8 protein-coding genes are annotated in these 13,035 nt (G+C 47.9%); all 8 read left to right on the forward strand.

Annotated elements, in window-relative coordinates; genetic code table 11:
- Nucleotides 1-276: 276 nt before the first annotated feature.
- Nucleotides 277-1,941, forward strand: a complete 1,665-nt coding sequence (locus tag ABD846_RS13795; protein WP_344828240.1) for a hypothetical protein — start codon at nucleotides 277-279, stop codon at nucleotides 1,939-1,941.
- A gap of 171 nt (nucleotides 1,942-2,112) precedes the next feature.
- Nucleotides 2,113-3,720, forward strand: coding sequence for a hypothetical protein (locus ABD846_RS13800; protein WP_344828243.1), 1,608 nt, complete (start codon nucleotides 2,113-2,115; stop codon nucleotides 3,718-3,720).
- A 42-nt stretch (nucleotides 3,721-3,762) separates the two neighbouring features.
- Nucleotides 3,763-5,385 (forward strand): T9SS type A sorting domain-containing protein, encoded by a 1,623-nt coding sequence (locus tag ABD846_RS13805; protein ID WP_344828245.1) that lies wholly within the window; start codon nucleotides 3,763-3,765, stop codon nucleotides 5,383-5,385.
- 49 nt (nucleotides 5,386-5,434) lie between these two features.
- Nucleotides 5,435-7,036: a T9SS type A sorting domain-containing protein gene (locus ABD846_RS13810; protein WP_344828248.1), complete on the forward strand. Its 1,602-nt coding sequence runs from the start codon at nucleotides 5,435-5,437 to the stop codon at nucleotides 7,034-7,036.
- A gap of 127 nt (nucleotides 7,037-7,163) precedes the next feature.
- The gene (locus tag ABD846_RS13815) at nucleotides 7,164-8,681 is read left to right on the forward strand and encodes a T9SS type A sorting domain-containing protein (RefSeq protein ID WP_344828251.1); all 1,518 of its coding nucleotides are present in this window, start codon (nucleotides 7,164-7,166) and stop codon (nucleotides 8,679-8,681) included.
- A gap of 25 nt (nucleotides 8,682-8,706) precedes the next feature.
- Nucleotides 8,707-10,317: a T9SS type A sorting domain-containing protein gene (locus tag ABD846_RS13820; RefSeq protein WP_344828253.1), complete on the forward strand. Its 1,611-nt coding sequence runs from the start codon at nucleotides 8,707-8,709 to the stop codon at nucleotides 10,315-10,317.
- 28 nt (nucleotides 10,318-10,345) lie between these two features.
- The gene (locus tag ABD846_RS13825) at nucleotides 10,346-11,971 is read left to right on the forward strand and encodes a T9SS type A sorting domain-containing protein (protein WP_344828255.1); all 1,626 of its coding nucleotides are present in this window, start codon (nucleotides 10,346-10,348) and stop codon (nucleotides 11,969-11,971) included.
- Between the two features lie 25 nt (nucleotides 11,972-11,996).
- On the forward strand, nucleotides 11,997-13,035 hold a 1,039-nt coding region (locus ABD846_RS13830; RefSeq protein WP_344828258.1), incomplete at its 3' end, for a trypsin-like serine peptidase.

Genomic DNA, 13,035 nt, shown 5'->3' on the forward strand with positions numbered 1-13,035 from the left:
ATAAGGAGGTTAACGGCGGAAATTCCGGGCTGAAATATCCCTGAACGGGGTTGGGACTATTTGCTAAAGAAAAGTAAAAGACACTCCTTAAGTAGTGTCTCTCCGGCGCAGTTATGGAATAGTTATTGACCATTAACAGGCAGAAGCAGATATGGTGATGTGTAGCATTTTGCATGAGCAGATGATGATCACCGCGCTTCCCAGCATCGTTCGGATACCAACCTGTGTACAAAAAAGCAGGTATTTTTTTTAAAACATAAAACAAATACAAAAACTATGATGAAAAGGTTACAAAAGCACGGCCTGCCCCTGCTCTCATTCATGCTGCTGTCTGTGGCGGCGAAGGCTCAGCCCGAAGTCTCCAATTGGGTAAATGGTAACAAAGCTATAATAATAGACGCTAATGACGATGAAGATCCGGTTAGTAATATCAATGAGAAGATCTATTTCCGTGTTGGTAAATGGGCTAGCAACAAATGGTATACAGATCCGCAAATGACAGTAGCCGCTGATGCAGTTACAGTAGGTAGACCTTTTTATGTTTGTAACGGTTCTAAGCAAATGAAGGTTGATTTGTCAGGCTCGGCTCCTTTACTTCAGCTAAAACCCAATACCTCTGCTGATTGGGTGCGTTTTTCTTCAAGTGGCTCTGACCTTGCTTTTTTACCAGGTGCCGATCCCGCCACCAGCAGTGTAGCGATGATGATCACTAAAACTGGTAGAGTAGGTATCGGAACAACAGAACCTGCAACCAATTTTCATATCAAAGGAGACAATGAGCAGCATTTTAAAGTTGATATGGGCAGTACAAATACAAAGTTGGAAATTGACAAAGGCAACAGATATTTTAAATTTGATTTTATTGGAGACGATGCCGTATTGTCAATGAGGTCGAATGATCCGTATTTTAACTGGGCTCGTATCTCTACCAATGGGGGCCCTCTCGCTATTGTTACTAAAGGTGATGCCGCCATTACGGCTCCCAGTATGTTTATTGATAAAGATGGTAAAGTGGGCATAGGAACCTCTTCCCCCGTAGTAAAATTCCATGTTATGGATGGTACAAGTGAATTTGGGTTCAGTGCCGCTTCAAATAACGCTTTGTTATCGCTTAAAGCTAATAGTACCAGTGATTGGGCACGTATCGGATCGAACGGATCACCAATGTCATTTTTTACGAATAATACAGAAACGAAAACAGATGGAACTGAAATACCCTCAATGGTGATAACAACTAATAGAAAAGTTGGGATAGGGACCACAGCTCCTACAGAAAAACTGGATGTGCAGGGTGGAAAAGTATCGAGTTCTACGGGCGTTTCTTATGATGCTACCGACCATGCCACTGATTTCCTCACACCTGGTTTTGTCTGCAAGCTGAATATCACATCCGCCAAAACCGGTACCTCGAGGACCGCAACGGGCCGCATGTTGATGAACAATTTTACAGCCTCCGATCATCCGTTTTTGAATATCCAGACGCTTGATCCGGGTACTTCGATCAAATTTGATGTGGGCGGCAATACCAGTACGGTAATGGAGTTGTTTGAAAACCAGGTATTGATCGGCAGCCACCTTCCGTATGAGACGGCAACAGGTGTAATCCCTTTTTCCGGTCTCAACTATGCGCTGGGTGTGCGCGGCCGTATCGTGTCTGAGTCGCTTACCTGTAAAGCGCTCAATACCTGGGGAGACTTTGTATTCGATGAAAGCTACAAGCCTATGTCGCTCACGGCTACCGAGCAATACATCAAAGCCAATAAGCACCTGCCCGGTGTACCTTCTGCGAAGGAGCTGGAGGAAAAAGGCGTGGATGTGTACGATATGCTCAATATCCAGATGCAGAAGATCGAAGAGCTGACGCTGCACAGCATCGAGCAGCAGAAGATCATCAGCCAGCAACAGGCATTGCTGGAGAAGCTCAGCGAAAAAGTAAAATAAGGCATGTGTTTCCTGCAATCCATTATATGGGTTGCAGGAAATTTCGTTTGCTGGCTGCCATACGCGCCTGTTTTGTTACCGGGCCGGATGGGCGCAGCGCCCGGGTAGCCTGTCTCCTGTGGCGGAGGGTACTGCCATGCCGCTCTTTTCTGTCATCCTTTTTATGCTGTTATGAAAAATCGTACCCGATTTCATTGCCTGGTCGCAGCCTTTGTGCCGCTGCTGTTGATTTTCAACATGCAGTTGCGGGCGCAGCCGCTGAATATGCCCTCAAAATCGCTGCCGGAGGTGTTTACTTTTTTCAACCCGGGGGGCGCCTCTATGCCCGCAGGATCTGATGTCGTCAGCAAAAGTGTGATATTTATCCATTCGCCGGTTGAAAATAACGGGCAGACAACCACATTCAGGAACGGAACGGCTTTTCTGATCCGCACCTTCAGAGACGATAACTTTGTCTGCGTATGCATGACCGGTCACCAGGTTGCCGATGTAATGGGAACCACCCCGATAACGCCGGGTTCGGAAATCCCCTTCAACAGCGATATATATATGGACTATCTCGGGGAAGACAGCATCAGCAGCGTCGATGGCGCGTCTTATACAAAGGTCCGGCATTTTTCCAGGGGGTACCTCAGCAGTGCTAAACTGGTAGGATATTTCAATACTGCTTCGGGAATCAATATGGGGGATGCTGCATTACTGCTGGTAGACAAAGAGCAGCTTCCTTCTGTCCTGCCTGCCGCGCTGGGATATGATTTTTCCAATATGGAGGACGATTGGGGTTACGGAGGGCAGTTTTATACGGTAGGTTATCCGGGAGCTTATCCGCAACGTTTTTCAGGCCCGCTGAGCTATAGTTTTAATTATAACAATTCGGTCAAGTACAATATGAACCGGCCGTTTGCGATTGGCGGGGGGAGTTCCGGATCACCGCTGATCGGGGATGCAACCGACAAACCGGTGAGAGGCATTATGACATCGTCCGTGAGTCCGGTAAACGTTTCTGTTCCGGACCGCAACGGCTATCCGCGTACGGTAAGCTATGCTTTGACGGGCATATTTACGAAAATCGGCACGCTGGAAACGGCCATCAGGGAGCATTGCTGGAAAGCAAGCATCCGTGACCAGGTTTCCGCCGACGGCAGTTACCGGAAAAGCATAACGTTCGCTAATGCAAAGCCGGCGCTGAATTTAGATCTCACGGTCAGCAGCACCACAGATGTGAGTAATTCCTCCGCTGCATTTACCCGTACTACCGCCGACAGCCGGAAAGTGACACTGCTTATGGCAAAAAATTGTGCGATAGGCAGTTTCACCTTACCGGCACTGTATCCGGGCAGTACAACGCCCTGGCAGGTGGTTGTTTCCGCTCATCAGATTGATGTAAGCCCGGGTTTTATTTATTCGGCTACCGGCAGCAGTGAACTTGACCTCACCATTGCAGACGTTTACCCTGCACCGGCTGCTGCCAGCCGCCTGGCCGGCACGGCAGATACTGCTGCTGTTACTGCTGCGGATGCGCTGTCAGGCTTTAAGCTGTATCCGAACCCGAGTGCAGACGGAACGTTCCGTATAGAGATTCCCGCCGTACAGATGCCTGTCCTGTATCAGGGTTCCATAATCGGTATGGATGGTAAACTGGTGAAGCAATTGCCCGGTATGGGCAGCGGACAAACCGTAAGTTTCGACCTCTCTTCATTGCCCCGCGCGGTGTATATGCTCAGCATCCGTACCCCCGATGGCAGAAGCGTATTCAGCCGGCAACTTATTTACCAGTAAAAGCCGGTGCGCACTTTTTAAAATCATTTAATTTCTTTTGTTATGAACCATCTTTTTCTGCAGCGTTTCGCATTTGTTCCGTTGTTATTGCTGCTGATTTTCAGTGGCAGCTCGATAATGGCACAGGATGCCCCCGACATGATGCCGTTGAATTCCAGGCTAGACCTGTTTACATTTTATACCCCGGGTGATACACATATGCCATCCGGGTCTGACCTTACAAGTAAGGCGCTTATTTACATAACCGGCATTGACGCGGAACTGGCAAATAGCAGGAACTATGGAGGCTCCACTGCATTTATCATTCGTACGTTCAGAAACGACAATAAAATCTGTGCCTGTATGACGGGGCACCAGGCAGAAAAGTTCATGGGAGTAGCACACATTACAACTGTTCCGGACTTTATGGATATAAACAACAAGATTTATATGGATTTCACAGGACAGAATGAGGTGCGCAATGATGTAGATTATGTAAAAGTCAATAATTATTCATCTGCAGACCTTCAGTCCGTGGAATTGGTTGAGTATTTTAATGACGCATTGAGCAGGAAGGATGCCGCATTATTTCTGATTGACAAGAAGTACCTGCCGTCTGAAAACTTTGCAGCTTTGGGATACGACTTTGAGAATTCCGTAAATCCGCAGTCCGACGAGCACTTTTACAGTATGGGCCATCCGTGGAATTATCCGCAACGCATTGCCTACGATGGGACTTATTCAAATGGTGGAGACACCTGGATGGACATTGCGCTGAGCAAACCTTTCGCGGTCGGAGGGGGTGGTTCAGGTTCGCCGTTTCTTAACCAATCTTCCGGGAGCGGGGCCAATACTTCGGTAAAGGGAATTTTTGCACAGGGAATTTATTCCACAGAAATAAGGGAGAAATCTGTGAATGGCGGTTATTACCCCTATTCGTATGCAACACTGGCGCGCATGACCCGGATGTCCGTATTGCAAAATGCCATCAGAGAACATTGCTGGAAAGGTGCCAATAAAGACCAGATCAGCAGTTCGGCCATCTACAAACAAAGTGTAATGGTGTCAAATCCCAAACCTGCCCTTAATGTCGATCAGGTGATCGGTAGCCCAACAGATGTGAGCGGTTCGTCTGCCGCATATACAGAAACCGTATCCGGCGGCAAAAAGCTCACGCAGCTCACGGCGAGGAATTGCACCGTCGGCAGCTTCACATTGCCAGTTACTTATCCCGGTTCTACAGCAACCGAATGGAGGGTAGTGTTCTCCGCCAAACAGATAGATGTAAACCCCGGATTTAATTACACGGCTTCGGGAAACAGCGAACTTAATCTTTCGGTTGTATCCAGCTATAGAACATCTGTCACCAGCCGACTGGCAGACGCTGCGGATACAGCTTCCAATTCATCCGTTGCAAGCTCCGTTGACGCACCCGGCTTCAAACTGTATCCGAATCCGAGTCCGGATGGGGTGTTCTTCCTGGAGCTGCCTGCGGCGGAAAAGGACATAGTCTATACCGGCTCAATAATGGGCGCGGATGGAAAACTGGTGCAACAACTGGATCACATGCAGGGTGGCACGAAGGTAAACTTCAACCTGTCTCAGCAGCCACGCGGTATGTACCTGCTGAATGTGTACAATCCGGAAGGCAGGCTGGTGTTTGCAACGAAAATCACACTGCAATAAAGCAGTCTTCATCTGAGGCAGATATTTTTCTATGGAAAATAATTACCGCATGCAATACTTAAGGATCGCTTTTGGTATCATGCTGCTGTTACATGGCGGCACCCTTTGGGCCCAGATACCATCCCGATTTATGCCGCGGAAGTCGCGGCCGGATCTGTTCACTTTTTATGATGATGATAATGTGAATATGCCTGCCGGATCGAATCTTGTCAGTAAGTCGGTTATTTACATGCATGGTCCCAATCCTAATTTGCCCAACCCGGGCGGGGGCGGCAGTTCTACGGCATTTATTATCCGGACATTTCGAGATGACGATTTTGTGTGCGTATGTATGACCGGTCATCAGGTGAAGTCTTTCAATGGGGATCAAACACCAACAGTGCCGACGGATATTGACGTTAAAAATTTAATCACCATGGATTATCAGGGGAGAGATTTCCTGAGTACAATGGAAAACGGTTATATCGTCAGTTTTTATACAGGCGCAGCAAGCTATCTGAGCCATATGCGCCTGGTCGCTTATTTTAATGATATTTTACCGGGCGGAACGTATGACGATGCAGCTCTGGTTCTGATTGATAAGCGGAGACTGCCCAATGCCAATTTTACGGCTTTGGGATACAACTTCAGTACCGCTGTGCCTCCGGCTACTCAAAGCTATTTCAGCATCAGCCATCCCTGGGGATATCCGCAGCGATTGTCAAAAAATCTCCTTTATTACGATCACGAAAATAACTGGATCGACTTTAAAACGCAATTGCCGTATGCTGCGGGACAAGGGAGTTCCGGTGCTCCGTTGGTTCACTCCGGTACTTTATCTGTTGAAGGGATTCAGACGGCGGCAGTTGATGGCGTAAGTGTACAGGAAGTGTCTATGAATTGGGAAACGGTAATGCATTTGTATTCGACGCACTTACGCTTTAACAGGATTTCACTTTTAGAGTCGGCTATCAAAGAGCACTGCTGGAAAAATGCCAACAAAGAACAGATACTGAGTTCCGGTATTTATAAGCAATCAGTGGAGGTGTCCAATCCCAAATTGAATCTTTTACGGAATACCAACCTGAGTATATTTTTTTCTGCGGATATACCCGGATCCTCCGCGGCTTTTACCGAAGATGCGCTTGACGGCAGAAAGGTTACCCAGCTTACGGCCAACAACTGTACGTTTGGCAGCTTTGCATTACCGGTGGTATACCCCGGCACCACAGCCACACCCTGGCGCGTGGTTGTGTCTGCCAACAAGGTGGATGTAAATGCGGGCTTTAGCTATACTGCTTCCGGTACCAGTGAGCTGGATCTGACAACGTTAGAAACATATACACGCAGTGCGACCAGCCGGTTGGCAGATGCTGCAGATACTGCTTCCAATTCATCTGTTGCAGGTTCGGGTGCGGCACCTGGCTTTAAGTTGTATCCGAATCCGAGTCCGGATGGAGTTTTCTTCCTGGAGCTGCCTGCGGCGGGAAAGGACATTGTCTATACCGGTTCGGTAATAAGCGCAGATGGAAAACTGATGCAGCGGCTGGATCATATGCAGAGTGGCACGAAGGCAAGCTTCAACCTGTCTCAGCAACCACGCGGTATGTATCTGCTGAATGTGCATAGTCCGGAAGGCAGGCTGGTGTTTACAACGAAAATCACATGGTAGTAAATTGTTCAGTTCCGCAACGTCTTCTATGAAAAATAATTATTCAGCCCGGTACTACTGTGCAGTTTGGGTTGTCATACTGCTGTTAAGCGCGACCTGTGTTCAGGCGCAATTACCCCCGGAATTTATGCCTACCGTATCCCGGCCGGATCTGTTTACTTTTTATGAAGACAATAATGTAAATATGCCGGCTGGCGCGGATCGTGTCAGTAAGTCGGTTATTTATGTGCAGGGTGTTGCTCCCCATTTGCCGAATGGTTATGACGGTGCGGGCACAGCCTTTATCATCCGCACTTTCCGGGACGATGATTTTGTGTGCGTATGTATGACCGGCCACCAGATTCAGGATCTTACAGGGCTGACACCGAATGTGCCATCTGATATCGACTTCAGAACTTTAATAACTATGAATTATAAGGCCAGCGACCATGTCAATCCTTCTGACGGCGAAACTTACGTAGGATTGCATGAAGGATCATCCTCCTACCTGAGCGAGGCGCAGTTGGTTGCTTTGTTCGGAGATCCGCCATCTGCAGGTACAGGTAATGATGCTGCTTTATTGCTGATCAATAAGCGAAAGCTGCCTTCCGGGAGTTTCGTTGCTTTGGGATACGATTTCGGCGTGATTAACGCCTCGACTTATCAGAGTTATTTCAGTGTCAGTCACCCCTGGGGTTATCCCCAACGATTGTCAAAAAATCTTGCCTACTATAATGACGCTAATAACTGGATTGAGTTTGATGTACAAAAGCCATATGCAATGGCATCAGGAAGTTCCGGCTCTCCTTTGATCAACGCTACCACCACTTCCGTACAGGGTATCACCGCATACTCAAAAAGAATGGCAACCTTTAACGCCCCCACAGTTTACGGACCGACAGTTCCATTTAGCTATGCATTGCGCTTGGGCATTACCCGGATATCACTGCTGGAGTCTGCCATTAAAGAACACTGCTGGAAAAATGCCAACAAAGAGCAGATACTGAGTTCCGGTATTTATAAACAATCTGTGGAGGTGTCCAATCCCAAATTGGATCTTTTACGGAATACCAATCTGAGTATATCTTTTTCTGCGGATATACCCGGATCCTCTGCAGCCTTTACGGAAGATGCGCTTAATGGTAAAAAGGTTACCCAGCTTACGGCCAACAACTGTACGTTTGGCAGCTTTGCATTACCGGTGGCATACCCCGGCACCACAGCTACACCCTGGCGGGTGGTGGTGTCTGCCAACCAGGTGGATGTAAATGCGGGCTTTAGTTATACTGCTTCCGGAGCCAGCGAGCTGGATCTGACTACTATAGAAACGTACACACGCAGCGCCACCAGCCGGTTGGCAGATGCTGCGGATACTGCTTCCAATTCATCTGTTGCCGGTTCGGCTGCGGCACCTGGCTTTAAGCTGTACCCGAATCCGAGTCCGGACGGAGTTTTCTTTCTGGAGCTTCCTTCAGGAGAAAAAGACATTGTTTACACCGGTTCGGTAATGAGCGTGGATGGAAAGCTGTTGCAGCAGCAGGATCACATGCAGGGTGGCACGAAGGCAAGCTTCAATCTGTCTCAGCAACCACACGGTATGTATCTGCTGAATGTGCACGATCCGGAAGGCAGGCTGGTGTTTACAACGAAAATCACATGGCAGTAAAATTGTTCAGTTCAAAACGTCTTATATGGAAAATAGTTATTCTGTCCGGTTCCCCGGCATAGCTTTGAGCATCATACTTCTGTTAGGCGCAACCTGTGTTCAGGCGCAATTACCCCAGGGATTTATGCCTGCTGTATCCCGTCCTGATCTGTTTACATTTTATGAAGACAATAATGCAAATATGCCTGCTGGCGCGGATCGTGTCAGTAAGTCGGTTATTTATGTGCAGGGCGTTGATCCCGGTTTGCCCAATCCATTTGACGGTGCAGGCACAGCCTTTATCATCCGCACTTTCCGGGACGACGATTTTATGTGCGTTTGTATGAGCGGGCACCAGGCGAAACTACTGAATGGCAGGGTCGCACCGGGTGTTCCGTCCTTTATTGATACCAGAACTATGATATCAATGGATTATAAGGGTCGCAACTATGTCAATCCTTCTGACGGTGAGACTTATGTAGCATTGCACGAATGGGCATCCTCCTATCTGACCCGGGCAATAGTGGCTGCCTATTATTTTGATCCTTCCCAAGGTGATGATGCTGCGTTATTGCTGGTGCATAAGCGAAACTTGCCTTCCGGGAATTTCGTCGCGTTAGGATACGATTTCGGCGTGATTAACGCCTCGACTTATCAGAGTTATTTCAGCATCAGCCACCCCTTGGGCTATCCTCAACGATTGTCAAAAAATCTTTCCTACTATTATGACGCTAACAACGTGATTGAGTTTGGCGTGCAAAAGCCATATGCAGTGTCGTCAGGAAGTTCCGGCTCTCCATTGATCAACGCTAACACCACTTCTGCGCAAGGTATCCAGTCGTACGCAAAAATCTGGACACCCTTTTATGCTCCTTCAATCGCAGGACCAGTACTTCTCTATCAGTATGGATTGCACATTGGCTTTACCCGGATGTCGCTGCTGGAGTCTGCCATTAAAGAACACTGCTGGAAAAACGCAAACAAAGAGCAGATACTGAGTTCCGGTATTTATAAACAATCTGTGGAGGTACCCAATCCTAAATTGAGTCTTTTATGGAATACCAATCTGAGTATATTTTTTACTGCAGATATCTCGGGGTCTTCCTCGGCAGTTACGGAAGATGCACCCGATGGTAAAAAGGTTACCGAACTTATCGCCAACAACTGTACAATCGGCAACTTCACATTGCCTGTGGTATATCCCGGCACCACAACGACACCGTGGCGGGTAGTGGTGTCTGCCAAGAACGTAGATGTAAACCCGGGCTTTAATTATACTGCTTCAGGTACCAGTGAACTGGATCTGACTACTATAGAAACGTACACACCTAGCGCCACAAGTCGGCTGGCAGATGCTGCAGATACTGCTTCCAATCCATCTGTTGCCGGCTCGGGTGCGGCACCTGGCTTTAAGCTGTACCCGAATCCAAGTCCGGACGGAGTGTTCTTTCTGGAGCTTCCTTCAGGAGAAAAAGACATTGTCTACACCGGTTCGGTAATGAGCGTGGATGGAAAGCTGTTGCAACAGCCGGATCATATGCAGGGTGGCACTAAGGCAAGCTTCAACCTGTCTCAGCAACCACGCGGTATGTATCTGCTGAATGTGCACAGTCCGGAAGGCAGGCTGGTGTTTACAACGAAAATCACATGGCAGTAAATTATCCTGATCTGCAACTATTTCTTCTATGAAAAATCATTACTCTGCCTATCGTCTGGCGGTAACTTTTGGCACAGTGTTGTTATTAAACAGCATCAACATCTTTGCCCAGTTGCCCTCAGTTTTAATGCCGCGAAAATCGCGGCCGGATATGTTTACGTTTTATGAAGATAATAATGTGAATATGCCTGCCGGATCGAACCTGGTCAGCAAGTCGGTTGTTTACCTGCATGGTGTCAGTCCGAGCTTACCTAATAGTGATATTTACGGGAGTTCCACCTTTTTCCTTATCCGTACGTTCCGGGACGACGACTTTGTTTGTGCGTGTATGACCGGTCACCAGGTGAAGACGCTCAACGGTGGGCTTGTTCCCACAGTTCCAAGCGATATTGACATCAGTAACGTGATAGCTATGAACTATAAGTCGAGGGATGTTTATTACCCGGGGGACCCCTCGGCTTATGTTGGTCCTCATGAAGCCGCTTCCGCTTATTTAAGCGATGTACATTTGGTTTCTTATTTCTATGAACCTGTATCGGGAGGTACGGGCAATGACGCTGCTTTGGTACTGATTGACAAACGGCAGCTGCCATCTGCCGCCTTTGCCACACTCGGGTACGACTTCAGTACGATAAACTCGCAGACCACGCAAAGCTTTTTCACTATCAGTCATCCTTTGAGTTATCCTCAGCGTCTGTCAAACAATCTTCTGTATGATGAAGATGCTAATAACTGGGTGGATTTCAGATTTCAGAAGCCTTTCGCGGAAGGTCCCGGAAGTTCCGGGGCTCCGCTGGTAAATTCTTCCACCATATCCGCGCAAGGTATCCTGGCAGCAGGAGTTAATCAGACTTTGTTTAGCGAAATGGATGTAGGAGGACGGATGGAAGATTACACGTATGAAACAATGGCTCGCTTTACGAGGATGTCGCTGCTGGAGTCTGCCATTAAAGAGCACTGCTGGAAAAATGCCAACAAAGCAGAGATACAGAGTTTAAGCATCTATAAGCAGTCCGTGGAGGTATCGAATGCTAACATCGCACTCTTACGGAGCAGGGATGCGGCTATAGCATCCGCAACTGACATAAGCGGATCCTCCGCCTCATTTACAGGCACCTCTATAAACGGTAAGAAAGTTACCCAGCTTACGGCCAACAATTGTACGATCGGCAGTTTCGCATTACCGGTGGTATACCCCGGCACCACAGCAACACCCTGGCGCGTGGTAGTGTCTGCTAACCAGGTGGATGTAAATGCGGGCTTTAGCTACGCTGCTTCAGGAATCAGTGAAATGGACCTGACTACTATAGAGACGTACACACGTAGTGCCACCAGCCGGTTGGCAGATGCTGCTGCGGATACTGCTTCCAACTCATCTGACGGAAACTCCGGCGTTGTATCCGGCTTTAAGCTGTTTCCGAATCCGAGTCCGGATGGTATTTTCTTCCTGGAGTTGCCAGCAGCGGAAAAAGACGTTGTCTATACCGGTTCGGTAATGAGCGTGGATGGAAAGCTGTTGCAGCAGCTGGATCATATGCAGGGTGGCACTAAGGTAAGCTTCAATCTGTCTCAGCAACCACGCGGTATGTATCTGCTGAATGTGCACGATCCGGAAGGCAGGCTGGTGTTTACAACAAAAATCACATGGCAGTAAAATTGTTCCGTTCAAAACGTCTTATATGGAAAATAATTATTCTGTCCGGTTCCCCGGCGTAGCTTTGAGCATCATACTTCTGTTAGGCGCAACCTGTGTTCAGGCGCAATTACCTCAGGGGGTTATGCCCGATTTGGCCCGTCCGGATCTGTTTACTTTTTATGAAGACAATAATGTAAATATGCCGGCTGGCGCGGATCGTGTCAGTAAGTCGGTTATTTATGTGCAGGGTGTTGATCCCGGTTTACCCAATCCATATGACGGTGCAGGCACAGCCTTTATCATCCGCACTTTCCGGGACGACGATTTTATGTGCGTTTGTATGAGCGGGCACCAGGCGAAATTACTGAATGGCAGGGTCGCGCCGGGTGTTCCGTCCCTTATTGATACCAGAACTATAATATCTATGGATTATAAGGGTCGCAACTATGTCAATCCTTCTGACGGTGAGACTTATATAGCATTGCACGAATGGGCATCCTCCTATCTGACCCGGGCAATAGTGGCTGCCTATTATTTTGACCCTTCCCAACCACAATTAGGTGATTATGCGTTATTGCTGGTCAATAGGCGAGACTTGCCTTCCGGGAACTTCGTCGCGTTAGGATACGATTTCGGCGTGATTAATGCCTCGAATTACCAGAATTATTTCAGCATCAGCCACCCCTTGGGCTATCCTCAACGATTGTCAAAAAATCTTGCCTACTATAATGACGCTAACAACATGGTCGAGTTTGATGTGCAAAAGCCATATGCAATGTCGTCAGGAAGTTCCGGCGCTCCATTGGTTAACGCTACCACCACTTCTGTGCAAGGTATCGAGTCGTACATAAAAAACTGGGTAACCTATACCGGTGCTTCAATCGCAGGACCAACACTTCTCTATAGGTATGGATTGCGCATGGGCTTTACGAGGATGTCGCTGCTGGAGTCTGCCATTAAAGAACACTGCTGGAAAAACGCCAACAAAGAGCAGATACTGAGTTCCGGTATTTATAAACAATCTGTGGAGGTACCCAATCCTAAATTGAGTCTTTTATGGAATACCAATCTGAGTATATTTT

This window comes from Rurimicrobium arvi, assembly GCF_039540495.1.
Lineage (GTDB): Bacteria > Bacteroidota > Bacteroidia > Chitinophagales > Chitinophagaceae > Rurimicrobium > Rurimicrobium arvi.